The 20,660-nt window shown below is 70.1% G+C and carries 14 protein-coding genes; 3 read left to right on the forward strand and 11 right to left on the reverse strand.

Annotation, left to right across the window (positions count from 1 at the left end; genetic code table 11):
* Positions 1-8 precede the first annotated feature (8 nt).
* The 8 genes from kduD to ACLKM7_RS05745 all read right to left on the reverse strand — a co-directional run bounded on the left by kduD (position 9) and on the right by ACLKM7_RS05745 (position 9,088).
* Positions 9-773 carry a 2-dehydro-3-deoxy-D-gluconate 5-dehydrogenase KduD gene (gene kduD, locus ACLKM7_RS05710; protein ID WP_436446197.1) on the reverse strand — a complete coding sequence of 255 codons (765 nt, stop codon included), beginning with the start codon at positions 771-773 and terminating at the stop codon, positions 9-11.
* Positions 770-1,690: a fumarylacetoacetate hydrolase family protein gene (locus ACLKM7_RS05715; protein ID WP_436446198.1), complete on the reverse strand. Its 921-nt coding sequence runs from the start codon at positions 1,688-1,690 to the stop codon at positions 770-772. Before ACLKM7_RS05715 ends, kduD begins: the two co-directional genes overlap by 4 nt.
* Positions 1,687-2,883 carry a glycoside hydrolase family 88 protein gene (locus ACLKM7_RS05720; protein ID WP_436446199.1) on the reverse strand — a complete coding sequence of 399 codons (1,197 nt, stop codon included), beginning with the start codon at positions 2,881-2,883 and terminating at the stop codon, positions 1,687-1,689. The genes ACLKM7_RS05715 and ACLKM7_RS05720 overlap by 4 nt, the downstream gene beginning before the upstream one ends.
* Positions 2,884-2,926: 43 nt before the next feature.
* Positions 2,927-3,646: a ferredoxin-NADPH reductase gene (locus ACLKM7_RS05725; protein ID WP_436446200.1), complete on the reverse strand. Its 720-nt coding sequence runs from the start codon at positions 3,644-3,646 to the stop codon at positions 2,927-2,929.
* A 3-nt stretch (positions 3,647-3,649) separates the two neighbouring features.
* Positions 3,650-4,597: a carbohydrate ABC transporter permease gene (locus tag ACLKM7_RS05730; protein ID WP_436446201.1), complete on the reverse strand. Its 948-nt coding sequence runs from the start codon at positions 4,595-4,597 to the stop codon at positions 3,650-3,652.
* The gene (locus ACLKM7_RS05735) at positions 4,597-5,535 is read right to left on the reverse strand and encodes a carbohydrate ABC transporter permease (RefSeq protein WP_436446202.1); all 939 of its coding nucleotides are present in this window, start codon (positions 5,533-5,535) and stop codon (positions 4,597-4,599) included. The genes ACLKM7_RS05730 and ACLKM7_RS05735 overlap by 1 nt, the downstream gene beginning before the upstream one ends.
* Before the next feature lie 156 nt (positions 5,536-5,691).
* Positions 5,692-6,990 (reverse strand): ABC transporter substrate-binding protein, encoded by a 1,299-nt coding sequence (locus ACLKM7_RS05740; RefSeq protein ID WP_436446203.1) that lies wholly within the window; start codon positions 6,988-6,990, stop codon positions 5,692-5,694.
* A gap of 49 nt (positions 6,991-7,039) precedes the next feature.
* Positions 7,040-9,088, reverse strand: a complete 2,049-nt coding sequence (locus ACLKM7_RS05745; protein ID WP_436446204.1) for a DUF2264 domain-containing protein — start codon at positions 9,086-9,088, stop codon at positions 7,040-7,042.
* A gap of 169 nt (positions 9,089-9,257) precedes the next feature.
* On the opposite strand from ACLKM7_RS05745, the gene ACLKM7_RS05750 reads away from it, so the two are divergent.
* Together ACLKM7_RS05750 and ACLKM7_RS05755 are read left to right on the forward strand one after the other, a co-directional pair.
* Positions 9,258-11,231 carry a heparinase II/III domain-containing protein gene (locus ACLKM7_RS05750; RefSeq protein ID WP_436446205.1) on the forward strand — a complete coding sequence of 658 codons (1,974 nt, stop codon included), beginning with the start codon at positions 9,258-9,260 and terminating at the stop codon, positions 11,229-11,231.
* On the forward strand, positions 11,228-12,343 hold the full coding sequence (locus tag ACLKM7_RS05755) for a substrate-binding domain-containing protein (protein WP_436446206.1): 1,116 nt from the start codon (positions 11,228-11,230) through the stop codon (positions 12,341-12,343). The genes ACLKM7_RS05750 and ACLKM7_RS05755 overlap by 4 nt, the downstream gene beginning before the upstream one ends.
* 13 nt (positions 12,344-12,356) lie before the next feature.
* Here the strand turns inward: ACLKM7_RS05755 and ACLKM7_RS05760 are convergent, their stop codons facing one another.
* Together ACLKM7_RS05760 and ACLKM7_RS05765 are read right to left on the reverse strand one after the other, a co-directional pair.
* Positions 12,357-13,340 carry a Gfo/Idh/MocA family protein gene (locus ACLKM7_RS05760; protein ID WP_436446207.1) on the reverse strand — a complete coding sequence of 328 codons (984 nt, stop codon included), beginning with the start codon at positions 13,338-13,340 and terminating at the stop codon, positions 12,357-12,359.
* Between the two features lie 138 nt (positions 13,341-13,478).
* Positions 13,479-18,902 carry a fibronectin type III domain-containing protein gene (locus ACLKM7_RS05765; RefSeq protein ID WP_436446208.1) on the reverse strand — a complete coding sequence of 1,808 codons (5,424 nt, stop codon included), beginning with the start codon at positions 18,900-18,902 and terminating at the stop codon, positions 13,479-13,481.
* A gap of 211 nt (positions 18,903-19,113) precedes the next feature.
* Between ACLKM7_RS05765 and ACLKM7_RS05770 the strand changes: the two genes are divergently transcribed.
* Entirely contained in the window at positions 19,114-20,217 is a 1,104-nt protein-coding gene (locus ACLKM7_RS05770) for a substrate-binding domain-containing protein (RefSeq protein ID WP_436446209.1), read from the forward strand.
* On the opposite strand, the gene ACLKM7_RS05775 is transcribed toward ACLKM7_RS05770, so the two are convergent.
* Entirely contained in the window at positions 20,207-20,653 is a 447-nt protein-coding gene (locus tag ACLKM7_RS05775) for an SRPBCC family protein (protein WP_436446210.1), read from the reverse strand. The genes ACLKM7_RS05770 and ACLKM7_RS05775 overlap by 11 nt on opposite strands.
* Between the last annotated feature and the right edge of the window lie 7 nt (positions 20,654-20,660).

The following is a 20,660-nucleotide window of genomic DNA, read 5'->3' on the forward strand; positions in this document are numbered from 1 at the left end:
TGATCGGGTCAGCGGACGAGCCAGCCGCCGTCGACGGGGATGATCGCGCCGGTGACGTAGGCGGCGGCGTCCGAGGCGAGGAACACGAAGGCTCCCTGCAGATCGGATGCCTCGCCCCAGCGGCCCGCCGGGATCCGGCTGAGGATAGAAGCGGCACGGTCCTCGTCGGCGCGCAGCGGTGCGGTGTTGTCGGTGGCCATGTAGCCGGGCGCGATCGCGTTGACGGTGACTCCGCGCGCCGCCCACTCGTTCGCCAGCGCCTTCGTCAGCCCCGCCACAGCATGCTTGGACGCCGTGTATGCCGGAACCAGAATGCCGCCCTGGAATGACAGCATCGAGGCGACGTTGATGATGCGACCGCGCCCCTGTGCGAGCATGTGACGCCCTGCGGCCTGTGACAGGTGGAAGACGGCGTCGAGGTTGACCGCGAGCACGTCGTCCCAGTCCTCGAGGGGGAACTCGGCAGCCGGTGCGCGGCGGATCGTTCCGGCGTTGTTGACGAGGATGTCGAGGCCGCCGAGTTCGGTGATCACCTCGTCGACGGCCGAGCCGAGGTCTTCGGGCGTGGCGCTCACGAGATCCCGCTGCAGGCGGAGGACGCGCCGGCCGGTCGCCTCGACGAGGTCTGCGGTCGCGGACGCGTCGCCGCGGTCGAGCAGTGCGATGTCGGCGCCTGCCTCGGCGAGCGCGACCGCGGCGCCCTGTCCGAGTCCGCGACTGGTGCCGGTGACGAGCGCGACCTTGCCGTCGAGCCGGAAGGAATCGAGGATCATGCCGTGGCCTCCTGGTCGGGTGCGGCGGTGGTGGAACCGGTCGTGAGACCGCTGGTGAGAGGGCTTGTGAATCGCGTGGTGAGCTCGCCGATGCCGGAGATGCGCACCGTGACGGCGTCGCCTGCAGCGAGCGGCCGATGCACCTCCTGCGCGGCGGGCAGCTTCTGCGGGGTGCCGGTCGACACGATGTCGCCGGGCTCGAGGGTGAGCACCTGGCTCAGATGGTGGATGACGAACGCGACGCTGAAGATGGTCGTCGACGTGGACTGCGAGACGGTCACCTCGCCGTCGCGCACGACCTCGACCAGCAGATCCTGCGGGTCGGGCACGTCGTCAGCCGTGACGATCCACGGACCGATCGGCGCGAAGCCGTCGGAGCACTTGCCCAGCGCCCACTGGCTCTGGCGGCGCTGCCACGCGCGGTCCGACACGTCGTTGAGGATCGTGTACCCCGCGACGTGGTCCAGCGCCTCCTCGATCGAGACGCGCTGCGCCCGGCGGCCGATCACGACGGCCACCTCGCCTTCGTAGTCCACGTCGGTCGCACCCGGTGGAATCGCGACGAGGTCGTTCGGCCCGCCGAACGTGTTCGGTGTCTTCACGAAGACATCCGGATGCTCCGGCTCCGCCTCGGGCTCGGCACCGTCCGGCACGTGGCCGCGGTAGTTGTATCCGAGGCACAGCATCTTGCCCGGCATCACCGGAGCAATCAGCGTCGCCGGATCGAGTACCGGCAGGGAGGACGGATCGGATGCCGCCACCGCCGCGCGCGCAGACGCCATCGCCGCGGCATCCGACAGCAGCGTCGTCACCGACCCTGCCACATGGCCGAGATCGAGCAACCGGTCGCCGTCCGCCGCCGGGACGACGGCGCCGGGCCGCGAGCCGTCGTGCGTCGAGTACGTGACGAGCCTCACCAGTACTTCCTCCACTCGGGCCGTGCGACCCGCATGAGCGCCTCGAGGTAGAAGTAGTCCCCCCACAGCGTGCCCTCGTCCACGCCGTTGCCCTTCGGCAGGTCGTAGACGCTGTGCAGCAGCAGCGCGTCGGCCTCGTCGGGCGCCGCGGGCGTGTAGTTCGCGATGAGGGACGCCAGGATCGCGTGCGCCCGGCCCGTCCACTCGGCGGCACGCGCGGCATCCGTCTCCACCGTCGCCAGCTCCAGCAGCCCGCACACCGCGATCGCCGCGGCCGAGCTGTCGCGCGGGGCGTCGGAGCCGTCGGTGTAGACGAGGTCCCAGAACGGCACATCGTCGGCGGGCAGGTGGCGCAGGAAGTACTCGGCACAGCGCCGGGATGCCTCGAGCAGTTGCTCGTCGCCCACGACCGCGTAGTTCATCGCGAACCCGTAGATGCCCCACGCCTGACCGCGGGCCCAGCAGGACTCGTCGAAGGCTCCCTGTTCGGTCGCACCGCGAAGGGGCTCGCCGGTCTCGGCGTTCCAGTAGAAGGTGTGGAACGTCGAGTCGTCCTCGCGCATGATGTGCTCGCGCAGCTGCGCGGTGTGCCGGCGCACGGCATCGGCGAAGCGCTCCTGGCCGGTCTGCTCGCCCGCCCATGTCAGCAACGGCATGTTCATGAGGCTGTCGATGATCGTGCGGCCGCGCTGCGCCGGGTCGGACAGGTCACCCCATGCCTGGATGATGCCGGCCGGCTCGAGGAAGCGGCGCATCAGATGGTCGGCCGCCAGCAGCGACGCCGAACGTGCCGACTCGTCGCCGAGCAGGCGCCAGGCGGCCACCGTCGAGAGCGTGTACAGGAAGCCGAGGTCATGAGTGTCGAGATCCTCGCCGTCGCGCACGCGACGCTCGAAGTCCTCGGTGTCCACGAGGGCGGCGTCGCGGAAGGCCGCGTCCTCGGTCAGCTCCCACGCGAGCCACAGCATGCCGGTGCGGAAGCTCGTCGTCCACCCGCGGTTGCCGCCTTCGCCGATCGCCCCTTCTGCGGGGCGCAGCTCGTACCGGTCGTCGACGGTCGTGTCGCCCGGAAAGCTGCCCCCGAAGGTGGTGATGTTGCGGCGGACCGTGGCGAGTGCCGCCGCAATCGCGGCGTCGGTCTCGCGGGAGGATGCTGCCGCGCTGGTGCCCTGCACGGGCGAGGTGGACGTCATGGGGAGGAATCCTTCGTTGGAGAGCAGACGGGACGCGCGCCGGTCAGGCGCGGGCGGTCTCGTCGAGATCGAGATCGAGATCGGGGTCGAGGACCGGACGCAGCGTGTACCGCGAGTTCGTCCAGGCGAGATAGAGGGCTGCGGATGCCGTGAGCCCGAGTCCGATCGCGGGCGCTGCCGCGAAGACCGCGGCCTGCACCGCGAGCGCCGCCAGCGAGACCGCGGTGAGGTACCAGCGGCGCAGCCCGAGGTATCCGCTCGCCCGCAGCACATCGCGAAGGCGCGCCGTCGGCACCTCGGCGATCGCGACGAGCGCGATGAGGCCCACCGCGACGGCGAGCACGGCCAGCACCGCGAGGAGCGGCACCGTGAACACGGCGGCCGGGGTAGCCGACAGCATCCGGACGTCCACGAGCAGCACCACGACGAACGCCGTGACACCCGCACCGATCAGGAGCGCACGGCGCCAGGTGTCGCGCAGCCCGGCACCGAAGGCGCGGATCGGGCCGCGCCCCCCGTCGCCGTGCTCACGGAATGCACGGAACGCCGCGGCGAGCCCGGGTGCGGCGAGCGGCGCGGCCACCGCGAGGAGCGGCCACGACCGGGCGGGATCCGTCGTCGCGAGCAGCACCACGAGCGGGAGCGAGGAGACCAGCAGCAGGAGGTTCGTGATGAGCCCGAGGTACAGCATCCCGATCATGGATGCCCACATCTCGTGCGAGACCAGGCCGTTGAGTCTCTGAAGAGCACCGGTTCGCTTCATGGCTCAGCCCTTCAGTCCACTGGTCGCGATGCCCTCGACGAAGTACTTCTGGCCGAGGAGGAAGATGATCGCGATGGGAATGACCGAGATCGTCAGACCCGCGAAGAGCAGCGCGTAGTTGGTGTCGAAGAGGTTGGACACGAAGCTCTTCAGGCCGAGCTGGATCGTCCACAGGTCGGGGTTGCGCAGGTAGATGAGCGGCCCGAGATAGTCGTTCCACGTCGTGACGAACGTCAGCAGGGTGAGGCTCGCGAGTGCCGGGATCGACAGCGGCAGCATGATGCGGCGCCAGATGCCGTACTCGCTGAGTCCGTCCAGGCGTGCCGCCTCGGACAGCTCCTCGGGGATCGTCTCGTAGAACTGCTTCATGAGGAACACGCCGAACGCGCCGAACGCCTGCAGCAGGATGATCGCCCACAGCGTGTTCGAGACCTTGAAGTTCGACAGCAGGATGAACTGCGGGATCATGTACGACTGCCACGGCACCGCGATCGTTCCGACGTACAGCAGGAACAGGACGTCGCGCCCGCGGAAGCGCATCTTCGCGAAGCCATAGGCGGCGAAGGATCCGGTGAGCACCTGGAGGAAGGTCACGACGACCGCCAGGAACAGCGTGTTGCGGATCCACGTCAGCATGTCGGACTGGGTCCAGATGTCGATGTAGTTCTGCCACACGATCGTCTCGGGGAACCACTGCACCGGCACCGAGAACACCTCGTTGGCAGTCTTGAGCGAGCTCATGACCATCCAGGCGAAGGGCGTGAGCAGGCCGATCGCGAAGACGATGAGCGCGAGGTACATCGCGATCCGCGCCACGCGACGCCCGGGGGTCATCTTCTCCGTATCGGTCTGACGCGGGGCGTCGCCGGTGAGCTTGCGCAGCCCACGGCGGGGCGCCGGCGGCGCGACGATCGCGACGGTCCGAATGTCGGTCTGGGTCTGGCCGGCCATCAGATGCTCCGTTTCTTGTTCCACAGGAACTGGAGGATCGTCACGATGATGCACATGAAGAACAGCGCGACGGCCGCTGCCGAGGCGTAGCCGAACTGGCTCTCTTCGAAGCCCTTGCGGTAGATGAACTGCGACAGCACGAGCGTGGACTGTCCGGGTCCGCCATCGGTCATGACGAGGATCAGGTCGAAGATCTTGAACGAGTTGATCGTCAGCATCACGGTGACGAAGAACATCGTGGGCCGCAGGCACGGCAGCGTCACGTTGACGAATCGCTGCCAGACGCCGGCGCCGTCGACGCGGGCGGCCTCATGCAGCTCGCGCGGCACGGTCTGCAGGCCGGCGAGGAAGAGGATCATGTAGTAGCCCATGTCGCGCCACGTGCCGACGATGACGACGGCGGGCATCGCCCACTCGGGCGAGGTGAGCCAGCCGGGCGGGTTCTGGATGCCGATGAACCGGAGGAACTCGTTGATCGGGCCGAACTCGGGGCTGAAGAGCAGGTTCCACACCACGGCGATCGCGACGATCGAGGTGATGTAGGGGAAGAACGCCGCCGTGCGGAAGAAGGCGACGCCGCGCAGCTTGTTGTTCAGGAGCAGTGCGAGACCCAGCGAGACGACGATGGTCAGCGGGATGTGCAGCACCGAGTAGTAGAGCGTGTTGACGACCGAGATGCGGAAGCTGCCGTCGCCGATGAGTCGCTCGAAGTTGGCCAGGCCGATCCAGTCGGCCTTGCCGAAGACGTTCCAGTTGGTGAACGCCATGTAGAACAGCACGACGATCGGCACGAGGGTCAGCACGCCGAACCCGATGAAGTTCGGGAGGATGAAGCTCCAGCCGATCAGGGTGTTGCGCAGGCGCAGCTTCGAGCGGCGGCGGCGCGGCGGCACCGACGGCGGCGCTGCGGCCGCCTCGGTCGCGGTGATGGTCGCCATGGCGGACCTCCGGGTGGGATGAAGAAGACGTGGGGGTGTCCGGCGGCGGGCTCAGGTTCGGGTCCTGAGCCCGCCGCGGGACGGAGGCCGACAAGGGGCCGGCCGGTCGTCAGCGAGCGAGTCGTTCAGACGATCGAGTCGCCCAGACGGTCGAGGTCAGTCCAGTCCGACCTCGTTGGCGACGCGCTCCTGCGCCTCGGTGATCGCGTCGGCGACGGGCATCGATCCCGACATGATCGCGGTGTGCATGTCGTTCAGGATCCCCTGGATCGCCGCGGTCTTGTTCGACGTCGGGTTCTCGGGGAACACCTCGTGCGTCGAGTAGGCGAACTTCGACAGGTCGTCTGCCGGTGCGCCGTCGACGGCGAAGTACGTCTCGACGACCGTGTCGCTCAGCAGCGCCGGCGTGATGCCGATGCCGGCGAGGATCTGCGCACCCTCTTCGCCCGCCGCGAAGGCGAGGAAGTCCTTGGCCGCCTGTACCTTGGAGTCGTCGATCGCGGCGTTGATGCCGAAGCCCGTCGGGTCGCCGAAGGTCACCGGGGTGTTGTCCAGGCCAGCGGTCGAGTCGTCGACCTGCGGGATCGGCGCGATGCCCCACTCGAAGTCGTCCGCGTCGCCCGACGCCTGCTGTGCGATGAGCGTCGCGACGAACCACGTGCCCATGGGCAGCATGGCGGCGTTCTGCTTGCCGAACTCGCCCTGGTACGTGAGCTGGTTCGCCTTGGCGGTGTTGAAGTCGACCTGGTATCCGTCGCCCTGGAGCGCGAGCACGTTCTCGTAGAACGGCTCCATGTACTCGTAGTCACCGGTCAGGACGTCGGTGTCGGACTGCGCGCTGGCGAATCCCTGCACGGTCGACTGCCAGTTGTGGAGGTAGGCGCCCTTAGCCGTGCCGCCGGCGGCGGCGATGCCCTCGGTCAGCGCCGCGGCGGCCTCGCTGTAGTCGTCCCACGTCCACGAGCCGTCGGGGTACTCGACGCCGGCCTGGTCGAAGAGGGCCTTGTTGTAGAACAGCACCCACGAGTCGTTGCGGTACGGAACCGCATACGCGGTGCCGTCGACCTCGTACGACGAGGCGCCGCTGATGCCGTCGGGCAGCTCGACATCCGACACGTCGAGGAGCTGGCCGCCTTCGACGAACGTCGGGACGAACTTGACCTCCTTCTGCGTGATGATGTCGGGGCCGGAGCCGGCGGCGAGGTCGGCGGTGAGCAACGTGTTGTACTCGGCCGGGTCGTAGCCCTTGAGCTCGATCGTGACGTCGGGGTTCTCTTCGGTGAACGCGTCGGCCAGCGCCTGGAACTCCGGCGTGGTGTCGAGGCTCCAGCCCGACAGGGTGAGCGTGACCGGACCCGACTCCTCTGCCGGGGTCTCGGAGCTGCCGCTGCAGGCGGCGAGCGAGAGCGTGGCCACGACGGCGACGCCGGCCGCGGCTGCGAACTTGCGCTTCATGGGGGGTACTCCTTTGTGATTGCCGGACCCGTCATCGGGCCCTTCGGGGTTACCGGATCGCGCCGGGCGCTTCGCCGGGGTGTGCGAGGCGACTCGTGGTCGCCGTCCCGTCCGGCCAGGTGACCGAGACGGTGGTCTGGGGTCCGTCGGCGCGCAGGGCGACCGAGGCTTCGGCATCCGCCGCGTCCGCGGGCGGCGCGCCGGTGAGTTCGACGAGGGTCGCGATCCACTCTCCGACGGAGACCGGATACTCGACGACGGGCACGGCCGCCTCCCCGCCGAGCGGGCTGGCGTCGCGGCGCAGCTCGATGCGCAGCTCGCCCTGACCGAGAAGGGGACGGATGCCGCTGCGCAGGCCGTTCGCGACGGCCGCGGCCGAGGCATCCGGTGCCGACTTCGCGACGGTACCGTCCTCCACAGTGCCTTCCGCCACAGTGCCTTCCGCCATAGTGTCGCCTGCCAGGGCCCAGCCGCCGACACGGAGGCGCAGCGACGCGGGGTCCACACCGGGCTCGAGCGACTCCACGCGCACCAGACGCACCTCCCACGGTCCGCGGACGAGCGAGTGGGCGGTGACGACGCCGGCGAGCTCGACGTCGCCGTCCAGGCCCGACCCGTGGCGGTGCGGCGAGGACCGCGGGGTGAGCCAATGCGCGTGCGAACGAGACGCCGCGATGCCGAGGCGGCCGTGCTCGTCGTCCTGCACGCGCACGTCGACGAGCTCCATCGCGGCGCGATGGGTCGCCCGGCCGGTCGCGTCGACGAGCGCGACGGACTGCTCGAGCGGCTCCTCCCATGCGCGCTCGTCGGAGAGAGGAGCGGTCGCCGTGGAGTAGCCGATACGGGCGTAGAGCGGCGAGTCGCCGACGAGGCTGCCGGCGGCCGCCTTGTCGGTGCCGTGGTTGACCACGCGCACGATGCCGTCATCCCGCGTGGCCGCGATCACCCAGCCGGCCGAGCGGACGACGCGCAGCTGGTCGCCCGCTTCGACGGGCAGCGGCACCGACGGCGCCGACCACACCGGGTGGTCGGCGGTCAGTGCGACGCCGAGCAGCCCTTTGACGGCCCAGTACGGCGATCCCGGGCCGGAGTACGACTGCGCCAGCCGGCGCCACTCGTGGTGCCAGCCGATCGTGAGCACACCGTCGGCACCGGGCACGTCGTGCTCGTCGAAGTGGGCGACGACGGCGTTCGCCGCGCGGCGCAGCTGTCCGAGCGGTACCGAGGGCACCTCGGCGAGCGCGCCGACCCAGAAGGGCGCCGCGGCGGCGAAGCGGTAGATGAGGCTGCGGCCCTGGATGAGCGGCGATCCGTCGGCGCCCACGAGGGCCACTGCATCCTGCAGGAATCGGTCCAGGCCCGCGACATCGGTTGCCGTGCGGCCGGCGGCGAGTTCTTCGGCACCCTGCATGCGCGACCACAGCACCGGGTACACGTGCAGCGCCCAGCCGACGTAGTGGTCGTAGGCGCGCTCGGGACCGTCCGAGATCCAGCCGTCCTCGCGCACCAGCGAGTCGTGCAGCGCGAGATCGTCGGCGATGTCTGCCGCCGACCAGGGTCCGCCCACCGAGCGCAGGAACGTCTGCACGACGACGCGGAACCACAGCCAGTTCGTCTTCGGGTAGGTCGGGTCACCCACGACCGGAGCGAGGTAGTCGATCACGCGCTGCTGCGTGAGGGCGTCGAGTCGGTCCCAGATCCACGGGCGGGTCATGTCGAGCACGAGCGCGAGTGAGGCCGCCTCGACCTTGGCCTGAGCGTGCTCGTCCAGGCGGACCCAGCGGTCCGCGGCATCCGGATTCACTCCCGTGACCACACCGCGACGGTAGAAGTCGGCGAGGTCGTCGAGGCCTTCGCCCTGAGCGCCGACCAGACGGAACCCGGCGAGCAGGAACGTGCGGGCGAAGCCCTCGAGCCCGTCGACGGCTTCGCCGTACCCGCCCTCCGCCCCGGGGAACGTGATGCGGGCGTTACCGGGCGACGCGTAGGATCGCGCGGAGTCGAGCAGACGGTCGGCGTAGGCGAGCCACTGCTCACGCGACCAGTCGGCGCTCACGGCGGAACGCCGCGATGTTGATGCCGGCTGCTCGATCGTCACGGGATCTCCTTCGATTCGTCACCGCCCTGTCCCGACGCGAGCGGGAGGGCGACCGTTTGGGAGCGTAGCAATCCGTTTCGGTCATTGCAAGGCTGATTCAGATTCGTTATGATCGTTTGTGATCGCTTTGCTGAGTGATCGATGATCGACGAATCGATGAGGAGACGCTGTGACGACGACAGTCCCCACGTCCCCTCCCATCTTCGAGGGCGTGCTGGCGGCGCGGTACCGCGCGCAGACCGGCGTCGATGCCGGCGGCCTCGAGCGCGCACTCTCGGCCCTCCTGGTCGCATCCGACGACGCGCTCCCTGTCCCGCCAGCCGACGACCGCACGGTGTGGGGTTCCGGGGGCAGCGTCGATCCGGTCGCCGTGGCCGAGATTCTCCACCGCGCCCAAGCCGAGCGTGCCCAGCCGTGGCCCGTTCCCCTCGCAACCGCCGCCGCGCGCCTGCACGACGACGGCGACCGAGAGGGCTGGGAGTCCGTGGTGTTCGAACGCCAACGACGCCTCTCGCGTGCCGCCGTCGCCGCTGCACATACGCTCGCCGACGAGGCGCTCGGCGAGGTGCTCGACGGGGTGTGGCTGCTGTGTGAGCAGAGCTCGTGGTGCTGGCCCGCGCACGATGACGCGCTGCGCACGCACGGCTCGGTGCTGCCGGTCGTCAGCGACCCTTATCTCGACCTCGGCGCAGGAGAGGTGGTCGGTCAGCTCGCCTGGATCGACCACCTGCTGGGCGGGCAGCTCGAGGCCCGATATCCCGGCATCCGTTCCCGCATCCGGCACGAAGTGCGTGTTCGCGTGTTCGAACCATTCACGCGGCGCCGCGACTGGCACTGGCTCGGACTCGACGGCGACGTGCACAACTGGAACCCGTGGATCCACGGCAATGTCCTGGTCGCCGCGCTGCGCCTGCTCGACGCGCCCGACGACGCCGCCGAGCGCGCACGCATCGTGGCGCTCGCGATCGAGGGCATCGACCGGTACGTCACGGCGCTTCCGGCCGACGGCGCGATCGACGAGGGGTACGCGTACTGGTGGAACGGCGCCTGCCGGGCGCTCGAGGCCCTCGACATCCTGCGCCACGCGACCGGCGGCGCGCTCGACGCCGCGGACGTGCCCGCGCTGCGCGAGACGGTCGCCTTCCCGCACCGCATGCATCTCTCGGACGGCTGGTACCTCAACCTCGCCGACGGTCAGGCCCGCCCGCCGGCAGCGCAGCCCTGGCACGCGCTGCATCGTGCGGCACGTGCCGTGGGGGATCCGGATGCCGCGGCCCACGCCGCCGCACATCGCGGGGCCGGTGAACCCGCCGCCACCGAGCACGAGGGTCTCGGGCGACTGCTGCGAGGCATCACCGACCCCGAGTGGGTCGGTGCCGCCGCGGCGACGTCGCCGCTCCCCCGCGATGTCTGGCTCGCGTCGACCGAGGTGCTCCTGGCCCGTCCTCGCGCGGGATCGGCCGCCGGTCTGACGTTCGCCGCGAAGGGCGGCCACAACGACGAGCACCACAACCACAACGACGTCGGATCGTTCGTCGTCGCCTCGGACGGCGTGCCGGTCATCGTCGACGCGGGCAGGCCCACCTACACGCTGCAGACGTTCGGCCCGGGTCGCTACGACATCTGGACGATGCAGAGCGGATGGCACAACGTGCCGGTGATCGGCGGCGTCGAACAGGGCGCGGGCGCCGGGTTCGCGGCATCCGGTGTCGAAGCGCTCATCGCGGATGCCTCGACCTCGCTGTCGATGGACGTCTCGGGCGCATATCCGGGCGTCGCCGCGCCGTGGCGGCGCACCGTGCGCCTCGACCGCGAAGCCGGCCGCGTGACCGTCGAGGACTCGTGGCCCTCAGGCGGCTCGACCGGCGGGTCGTCGACGTCGATCCGGATGCTGCTCGCCGGTGACGTGCGCCTCGAGGATGCCGAGATGCTCATCGTGACGCCCCTCGACGGCGCGTCGCCGGTGCGGATCTCATGGCCCGCCGGCGTGCCCGCTGCCCTCGTGGTGCGCGAACTGGACGACCCGATGCTCTCGGACGTGTGGGGGCGGAGCCTGACACGCCTCGACCTGGACGTGACGACGCACGACCACCTCGTGGTCACGATAGAACTGGACCAGACGAACGCGGAGGACGCCCGATGACCGACCAGAACCCGGCGCTGCTCGCCGCGGAGCGGCGTGCCCACGTCCTGGCCGCCCTGGAACGCGACGGCGCGGTGAGGGTCGCGCAGCTGATGGACGAGCTCGGTGTCGCCCCGGTGACGCTGCGGCGCGATCTCGCGCAGATGGAGCGCGAGGGTCTGCTGGTGAGGGTGCACGGCGGAGCGGTGCCCTCCGCCGACGGCCCGGGGCATGCCGGCGACGGCGGCTCGCCGCATCCGGTGCTCGCGACCCGGACCGGATCGATCGCGCTGCTCGTGCCGTCGCTCAACTACTACTGGCCGGGCGTCGTGCGCGGCGCCGAGGCCGAGGCGAAGCGCATCGGCATGGACGTCGTGCTGCGCGGCGCGTCGTACGAGCTGCAGGACGAGCGGCCCGTGCTGGACCGGCTCGTGCACAGCGAAAACGTGCGTGGCCTCGTGGTCGCGCCCAACACCGACACCCCGCATGCTCAGGACGTCGTGCAGTGGATGGCCGAGTCGGGACTGCCGAGCGTGCTCGTCGAGCGGGACGCCGTGCTGCTGCCCGACGGCGCGCCCGTCGAGTCCGTCACGACCGACCACGCCCTGGGTGCGGTCCTGGCGGCCCGGCACCTGGCCGCGCTCGGCCATCGCCGCGTGGCGCTCATCATCTCGCGCAACTCCCCCACGTCGCGCAAGATCACGGCGGGCTGGGAGGCGGCCTGCGCCGAGCTCGGCCTCACGCCGAGCGACCACTTCGAGTCCGTGCTTCCGCCGCGGACCAGCCCCGACTTCTCGTCCGTCGTCGACGCGACGCTGGATTCGGCGCTGGCCAACTCGGTCACCGCGATCGTCGTGCACTCCGACCCCGAAGCCATGGCCTTCGTCGACCTGGCGCTCAACCGCGGCATCTCGGTGCCCGGAGACCTGTCGGTCATCGCCTACGACGACGAGGTCGCCGAGCTCTTCTCCCCGGCGCTCACCGCCGTGAGCCCGCCGCGCGCAAGTGTCGGCCAGGCCGCCGTAGACCTGATCGCGCGGCGCCTGGACGACCCGGACCGGCCGGTGCACCGCGTCGTGCTGAACCCTCGCCTGATCGTGCGCGGTTCGACCGCCCCTCCGCGCGGCGCCTGAGCCGCGGGCGGGGTCAGCCGGCGAGGGCGGCCGTGCGCCAGTCGGTCAGCACCCGCGCGATGGCCCGGGAGTGCGACCACGGCATCTCGGGCACTTCGAGCCTGCCCTCGGCGAGCGCCAGCGAGAGCGCGTCGGCCTCGGCGGCCATCGGCTGCACGACCGGCAGCTCGACCACGCGCTCGGCGCCGCCCTGGCGCACGACGATGGTCGTGGCGCTCGCGGCACGGCCGCCCCACGCGTCCGGAAGGAACAGCTCGCCGCCGGAGAACCGAATGAGCCCGGATGCCGGGAGCTCGCGTTCGATCGACGTCGAGACCGCCGCGGTCACCGGTCCGAGGGCGACCTCGGCCGACGCGGAGCCGTCGACGCCTCCGACCAGTTCGGCGTCCACCGCGCTCACCCCGGGGGCATCGATCGGCGCACCCGCCGCCGCGGCGATCTGCACGGCGAGGGCGACCGGGTAGCAGCCGACGTCGAGGATCGCGCCACCGGCCACCTTCGGATCGAACAACCGGCCGTCGCGCGACCCCGCCGCGAAGCCGAACGCCGCCTCGAGCCACTGCGGCTCGCCCAGCTCACCGCCGGCGGCGAAGTCGTTCAGCGCCTGCGCGAACGGACCGAAGCGGGTCTTGAACGCCTCGAGGAACGGCCGCTGTGTGCGCGCCGCGGCGGCGAGGAGGCGCTCGACGTCGTCGGCATCGGGGCTCGCCGGCTTCTCGCACAGCACTGCCTTGCCCGCCTCGAGCGCCCGGATGGCGAGCTCGGCATGCGTCGTGTGGACCGTGCCGATGTAGACGGCGTCGACGTCGTCACGCGCGAGCACCTCGTCGTAGGTCCCGGATGCTTCGGCCCCGAACTCGGCGGCGAACGCCGAGGCCCGTTCGGGGGACGAGCTGCCGACTGCGTGCAGCACGCCGAACCGCGAGCTGCGCAGCCCTGCGACGAAGTCCCTGCTGATCGCTCCCGGACCGAGCACGGCCCATCTCGTACGCTGCACGCCACGACCGTACCAGCGCGTGCGCATCGCCCCCGTCCTTGCCGCGAGAATCCACCGGACGGCCGAGACGGCGGGTGATACCCACCGTCTCGGCCGCCGGATGGATTCTCGGCGCGCGAGTGCGCGTCGGTGGCGGCGTCAGCGGGTCACCGTGACCGTCAGCTCCTTCGAGGTCGTGGTGCCGGCGGCGTTCGTGAACTCGACGACGTAGACGTACGATCCCTTGGGCTTGGCCGACACCGGCAGCCTGGCCTGCTGCGCCCCGGGGCTCGCCGCCACGAGCGATCCCGCGCCGACCTCGACGCCGTTCTCGAAGAACCGGTAGGAGGTGGCGTTGGTGCCCCACCACAGGTCGGCGACCACGGTGTACTCGCCGTCGCCGTCCTTGTTCGCCGCCGAGATCGCGGGCATGCCGGGCGCGGCATCCGTCACCGTGACGGTGAGCGGGCGTGTCGCGGTCGTCCCCTTCGAGTTGAGCAGTTCGCCGGTGAACACGTATGTGCCGTTGGGCAGGCCTTCGATGTCGACGACCGCATGCTGCATGCCGGGCGAGCTCACTGTCAGCGGCACCTTGGCGACGAGCTCGCCGTCGCGGTACAGCTTGAACAGCGACCCGTTCTCGCCCCACCACAGGTTCATCGTCACCTGGAACGTGCCGTCCTCGAGGCCGGTGTCCCAGCCGTCGTTCGATGCCAGCGAGGCTCGGGCCGGCGCCGTCTTCGCGCCGTCGTCGGACGGGACCTCGGGAAGGGTGACGGGTGCCGTGGCGGCCGACCGCTCCCCCTCGCCGAGCTCGTTGACCCCGGCGACCTCGTAGGAATGCGTCGTTCCCAGCTCGAGCCCCTCGATCACGCAGCTCGTCTCGGTCGTCTCACAGACCGCCTCGGTGCCGCCCGCCTCGTATACGCGGTACTCCGCGAATCCGGGCCCCGTGAGACCCGGGGCATCCCACGTGACGGTGATCGACGTGTCGCCTGCCGGCGTCGCCGTGGCGTTCTGCGGCGCGCCGGGCAGGGTGGTATCGGCCACGGCGAGCCACGAGATGACCGGCTTCTCGCTGCCGGCACCCTCGTTCGTCACGACGTACTCCGCCGTCGCCGGTGCCGTCAGCGTGAACGTCAGCGGCGCGGCGAGCGGCGTGTTCGAGCCCGACAGCGGGATGTTGCCCTTGGCGAGCTCGACTCCCGCGACCGAGACGGTGTGGTTCATCGTGCGGTTGAGGTTCCACCACTCGGTGAAGCCGCCGGTGAGCGTGTAGGTGCCCGCGTCGAGCGGCAGCCGGTAGGTCAGCCGTGTGGTGTCCTGATAGAGCCCGGTCGAGTACTTGTCGTCGATGTCGGTCGCACCCTTGACCTTCATGCCGTCGGCGACATATCCCCACTGGTCGGCGGATGCCGACACCTGATCCACGGTGTCGTTGCGCAGACCCTCGACAGCCGCCGCGACGGCGGAGTACTGCGGCGAGGCCACCCCGCCCGTGCCCGAGTCGACGTAGTACACGAGGGCCGGCGGGACGATCTCGAAGCTCGCGACCACGCGCTCGTCGCCATCGGTGAGCCGGCCGGTCACGGTGAGCTTGCCGAACTCGGAACGCGGTTGAGCAGCAGACTCGGCATCCCACTCCACCCGCTTGTCGACCCCGGCGACCTGGACGGTCTCGGGCAGCTCGTCGTCCAGTCCCAGCGCGCCTTGCACGCCGAGGTCCCGCGGCAGTCGCTGCACGTAGACGAGAGCCAGTCGGGCGTTGTAGCCGCTCGTGCCGTTCGTGCCGAACTCGACGTCCACGACGGCATCCGTCTCGAGCGTCAGTGTCTGCGCCACCGGCGTCGCGGCACCCGTCGATACCGCCGTCTTCGTCGTCGCCTCGGCACCGGCCGCTCGCACCGTGGAGTACACGTTGGTGGTGAGTCCCGCACGCGGAGCCTGCACGGCGACCAGGTGGTAGTTCCCGGCCGGAAGGCTCAGGTGGTAGGTCACCGGCTTGTTGTAATCGGCCCCCACGAACGACGAGCCCCAGTCGCGCGGGTTGCCCGCCTGCTGGGTCGTCGCCGCGGTGGAATAGCCCCACGTCGCCCCTGCGGCCGAGCCGTCCCATTTCTGGTCGGCGACGCTGTTGCGCAGGTCGGGGAAGGATGCCTTCGCCGCGGCGAATGCCGAGCCCTCGGCCGCGCCGCCCGAGCCCGAGTCGACGAAGTACTCGAGGTCGGCCGGCAGGACGAGCACGGTCGCGCTGAAACGCTGGTAGTAGCCCGACGACAGCTTCTCGCTCGAGCGGCCGGTGGCAGCGAACGTGCCGAGCTCCGCCGTCCTCCCGGCTGCGGAGCTCGACGCCAGGCTCCACGTCACCTCAGCGTCCGTGCCCGCCAGGTCGAGTGTCGCCGGCAGAGCCCGCTCGTTCGAGACGATCGTCACGACCCCGAGCTCCAGCACGTCGGGGCTGACATCCTTGGGAGTGAGCGCGTCGGCTGCAGCCGCGAGGCGTCCGGCGATCGCGGCCGCGCCCTCGGCGTCCAGTCCGTAGGCCGTGGGGTCGCCGACCGCCTGCCGCGCGTCCGCGACCACTGCGGCGAAGACGCCCCACGTCTCGGCACTGTAATCGCCCTCGTCGAATCCGGCGACCGAGTCGATCGCCGCCGACAGCGGTGCGGTGTCGACACTCGCGGAGTCCGCGGTTGCCGTGATGACGCCCACGGCGTCAACGTTGATCGAGCTGTCGTTGGCTGTCTTGACGACGACCGTGTGCGGGGCGTTCTCGAGGCCGCGCAGGATGAACGCGGTCTTCTCGCTGCCCGCCGCGAACGTCGGAGCGGCCGCTACGACGGTGACGCCGTCGACGATGACGTCAAGGGTCGTGGCCCCGCTGTTGGTGCCGATGATGTCCAGGCCGGTGCCGGTGAACGCGTACGTCATCGCCGCGCCCTTCGCGGTGCTCTTGGACGCGGTCCGCTGCCACTCGAACATGCCCTGACCGTTGACGTGGCTCCAGTTGCCGTCGAACTGCAGCACCGGAACCGAGCTGTCGTCCCAGCTCGACTGGTGCATCCCGTCGATGATCGACGCGTAGTACGGCGTGTAACCGGGCACCCCCTCGACCTTCAGGTTGTCGAACTGCACGAAGTTGAAGCTCGATCCCAGCTGCACGCGGCCCGCCGCCTGCGGCGCGGCATCCGTGAAGGTGGCCACCTCGACGCCATTGACGAGCGCGGTGTAGACGTTGCCGGCGACCTTCACGGCGATGGTGTTCCAGACGCCCGGCCCGGGCTTGAATGCCGCTGCCGGCGTGCTGGCCACGCTCCCGGCCGAGAGCGTCGTGCCGTAGCGCATGAAGGTCCACGCGCCGGTCGGGTCGATCCTCAGCTCGGCGGCCGAGACGTTCTGTCCATTCGGCGTGCCGCCCTGCTCGCGCGCGCCGATCGACGCGTACTGTGCTCCGGCTGCCTCGAAGAGCACGTCCGCCGAGACGGTGTAGTTCGCCCAGCGGGCGTCGCCGATCGTGGTCTTGGGGTCGCCCGCGTTCCACGCGCCGCCGGCCATGTCGGGTCCCACCTGCTGGCGCAGCACGCGGCCGTGCGCGGCATCCCCGGTCACGACAGACTCGAACGCCCCGTTGGTGTCGTTCGTGTAGCGCGGCGTCACCCCGTGGTCCTCGGCCTGCACGGCGGGCGTGCCCTCCGGCTTCGCCTGCGCGCCACGCGCGTCGAGGAACGACTCACCGGTGTCGACGAGCTGCCCGGTCGCGGGGTCGTAGCCCTTGATCGCGCCCTGCTCGCGATAGTCGAAGTCGTCGCCGTACAGGATGCCGTCATCGGTCACGCCGTTGACGGCCCCTGACGCGTCGGTGTCGAGCACGTCGCGACCGCCATCGGCGGCGGTGTACTCCTTCGAACTCGGCAAGGAGCTGCCGTAGCCGTCCTTCGCTGTCAGAGTGCCGTCGGCTCCGGCCGTCGCGTGGTCGAGCGTGGTGACTGTCATGGCCGACCACGGCTTCACCGTCACCGAGTACGAGCCGTCCGCGGCGGGCGCGAGCTCGCCGATCGGCTGCAGGTAGTTGGCGTCGTACGCCTCGCCCTCATCGGCGGCGCGTGTCTCCCACAGTTCTGCCGTGGCGTCCGAGCCCAGGCTCAGCCCGTTCGCGGCGATGCGATAGGTCTTGGAGAACTTCGAGTCGTTGACGATGACTGTGGAGAAGTCGGAGGCGTCGGGGGCGGCGAGTGTCGTGTACGACGCGCCGCCGGCTCGTGCCCCGCCCGGCGGGTTGCCGGTTCCGAGCTCGCTGCGCGAGGCCTGCGGGATCGCCCGCCAGATGCCGGCGGTGTTGTCGGCGTTCTCCCACCCGAGCTTCGCGAACTGCGTGAACTGCTCGATCGCGGCCAGGCCACCGTCGTAGTACAGCCACCCCGACCACGGCTCGCGGGCGTTCACGAGCTCTTTCGACGAGTACTGGAACCCGTCGTAGAACGAGCCGATCGCGGGCTGGAAGATGTTCATCGTGCGGCGGGATGCAGCGAAGCCGGTCGTCACCCAGTTGGCCATCTCGAGCGCACTGTTGGTGCCGCCGAACTCGGTGCCGAAGCCGCCCTGCTCATCGCTCGCGTTGTTGTTCGGACGATCCGCCGAACTCGAGAACGTCGATTGGCCCTCGGAGTTCCACACCTCGAGGTCGAGCTGCTCCGCGATCTCTTTCATGTTCCCGGCGCTGTCGTCCGCGCTGGAGTAGTGGAAGCCGACGATGTCGACGGCCTCGCGCAGCGACGAGTCGGTGGGCGAGGTCATCGCGTCGCCGAACGACACGGGCGGGGTTCCCACCGTGTCTGCGGCGATGGTCTGGATGGCGTGGAAGAGATCCTTCTCCTCGTCCGACGCGAAGCCGTTGTTCGGGTCCGAGGCGGTGGCGCCTTCGTAGCCCGTGGTGTCATTGGCGACCCACGCCGAGAAGTCCTTGTAGAGCTGGATGTCGGGAGTGCGGGTCTCGTTCGTGTCGGGGTTGATCGAGTCGACCATGACGCCGAGCTCGCGATAGGCCGCGAGCAGCGTGTTCTTGTACCAGATGTACTGGTCCGCGTGGCTCGTGACCCACGTCGGGCGGTTCCACCGCAGGATGCTGACATGGAGGTCGCCGTGCGCCACGAGCTGCGCGTCGGCGGCCAGCTGGAACCCCGGCTCGCGCAGGACGTTCGGGTATTCGTCGCGCGAGCGCATCGTCGCGGGGTTCGGGCCGGTCGAGGTGTTGCGATCGTTGCCCATCTCGATCTTGACCGTGTTCATGATCGGGTGGTCACCACCGAAGAGGGTCTCGATGAGCTCCCAGTACTTGTCGGGATGCTGCGCCTTGTAGTCGAGCAGCAGAGCACTCGTCGAGTTCGCTGAGAGCACGCCGAAACCCTTGAAGGTGAGCCCGTTGCGGTTCTGCGCCGCCGCCGCGATGTCTGCGCCGTCGACCGTGACGGTCACCGGGTCGGCTCCGGCGGCCGCCGCCGGAGAGAAAGGGATCGCGACCGTGGCCAGCGTCACCGCGGCCGCGGTGAGGGCGGCAGCGATCCGGGCCGATGACATCTTCGCCATGGAGTTCCTCGTCGTCGAAAGAGAGCCCACTCGGGTCGCCTGTCAGGGAATCACCACCGCATCACCGCAGGAAAGCCAGTCGACCAGACTCGAACACATTCGCACTGAATCACACAGCCGGCGCGGAGTGATGCCTTGATTCCGCGGCATCCGTCTGGCCCCGCTATCGTCAATCGAACACGTTCGCACGCACGCATCGAAGGAGATCGTCGTGGAGCCCCACTCGCCTCCGCCGTTCGGCCTGTCTCGGCGCGAACGCATCATGGACGAGCTGCGCCGCGTCGGATCCGTCCGCGTCGCCGATCTCGCGCGCGAGTTCGGCGTCGCCGAGCTCACCATCCGGCGCGACTTCGGCGCTCTCGCGGACCGCGGCCTGCTCACCCGCGTGCATGGCGGTGCGACCCTGCGCAGCCGGCTCGACACGTCCGTGCCGCGCGCCGCGCCGACCTCCGGTCCGCCGCGGTTCCGGGTCGGCATGGTCGTGCCGTCGCTGGGTTACTACTGGCCGCACATCATCGTCGGCGCGCGGGCCGCCGCGACGGATGCCGGGGTCCAGCTCGTGCTGCGGGGCGCCAGCTACTCCCCCGCCGACCAGCGGCGCCAGATCAGCTCCCTCGTCGAGTCGGGCACGCTGCACGGGCTGATCGTCGCAACCGAGACGCAGGGGCCCGAGGGCTCGGCCCTGCTGCAGTGGCTGGACTCGCTTCCGATCCCGGTCGTGCTCGCCGAACGGCGTGTGCCGTCCGCCCTCGCCCTCACGCGGCTGGAATGGGTGACGACCGACCACGTGTTCGGCGGGTCGCTCGCCGCGAACCACCTCGCCACCCTCGGCCATCGCCGCGTGGGGCTGCTGGCCTCGCCGGGTTCGCCGACGTCGTGGCAGCTCCGCCGCGGCTGGGCGCGAGCGCTCGACGAGCTGGGCATGACGGGCACGTTCGACCTCGATACGGCGCTCGACGCACTCGACGGCGGTGAGCGAGAGAGGACGATCGACGGCCTGCTGCGCACCTGCCGCGACACCGCCACGACGGCCGTGCTCATCCACTCCGATCCGCAGGCCGTGCTCTTGCAGCAGCACGCCCGTGATCACGGCTGGTCCGTCCCCGACGATCTCGCCGTCCTCGCGTACGACGACGAGGTGGCTGAGAGCGCCGAGCCGCCCATCACCGCGCTGCGGCCGCCGAAGCCGCAGGTGGGGCGACTGGCCGTCGAGACGATGGTCGGACGCCTCACCGACGGACCGCGGCGCCCCGTGCAACGCGTGTATCTGCTGCCCGAGCTTCGCGTCCGGGATTCGACGGCTCTCAGCCGGTGAGCGACCCCACGAGGTGGTCGTTGCGCCGGCGGATGAGGCGGCGCAGGTAGGGAACGAGCACGAGCCGCTCGACGAGGGCACCGAAGATCGGCGAACCGACCGTGATCTCGTCGGTCATCAGGGTGCCCGAACCGTCGGGCTCGAACGAGTGTGCGTGACGGAAGACCCGGAACGGTCCGCGCACCTGCTCATCGACGAACCGGCCAGGACGCTCCAGCTCGCTGATGTGAGAGGTCATCGTGAACCAGACGCCGAAGTGCCGCGCCCGCCATGTGACGGTCTCGCCGAGCCCGATCCGGCCGCTCGTCACCCCGGCGATCGCTCGCTCCCGCGAGCCGGCCATCGAGTCAACGTGCGCATCGATACTGAGCGACGCGTCGAAGAGCACGCCGGGCGGCACCTCCGCGTGTGTCACGAGACGGAAGACCGACGGCATCCGTCGA

Origin of the sequence: Microbacterium sp. I2 (assembly GCF_051364985.1) — a bacterium.
In the GTDB taxonomy this organism is placed as follows: Bacteria; Actinomycetota; Actinomycetes; order Actinomycetales; family Microbacteriaceae; genus Microbacterium.

Excerpts from the sequence above, each read along its gene's own strand:
- ACLKM7_RS05725 (WP_436446200.1), bottom strand. The coding sequence starts at position 3,646 with ATGAAGCGAACCGGTGCTCTTCAGAGACTCAACGGCCTGGTCTCGCAC.
- ACLKM7_RS05720 (WP_436446199.1), bottom strand. The coding sequence starts at position 2,883 with ATGACGTCCACCTCGCCCGTGCAGGGCACCAGCGCGGCAGCATCCTCC.
- ACLKM7_RS05735 (WP_436446202.1), bottom strand. The coding sequence starts at position 5,535 with ATGGCGACCATCACCGCGACCGAGGCGGCCGCAGCGCCGCCGTCGGTG.
- ACLKM7_RS05765 (WP_436446208.1), bottom strand. The coding sequence starts at position 18,902 with ATGGCGAAGATGTCATCGGCCCGGATCGCTGCCGCCCTCACCGCGGCC.
- ACLKM7_RS05730 (WP_436446201.1), bottom strand. The coding sequence starts at position 4,597 with ATGGCCGGCCAGACCCAGACCGACATTCGGACCGTCGCGATCGTCGCG.
- ACLKM7_RS05740 (WP_436446203.1), bottom strand. The coding sequence starts at position 6,990 with ATGAAGCGCAAGTTCGCAGCCGCGGCCGGCGTCGCCGTCGTGGCCACG.
- ACLKM7_RS05755 (WP_436446206.1), top strand. The coding sequence starts at position 11,228 with ATGACCGACCAGAACCCGGCGCTGCTCGCCGCGGAGCGGCGTGCCCAC.
- ACLKM7_RS05775 (WP_436446210.1), bottom strand. The coding sequence starts at position 20,653 with ATGCCGTCGGTCTTCCGTCTCGTGACACACGCGGAGGTGCCGCCCGGC.
- kduD (WP_436446197.1), bottom strand. The coding sequence starts at position 773 with ATGATCCTCGATTCCTTCCGGCTCGACGGCAAGGTCGCGCTCGTCACC.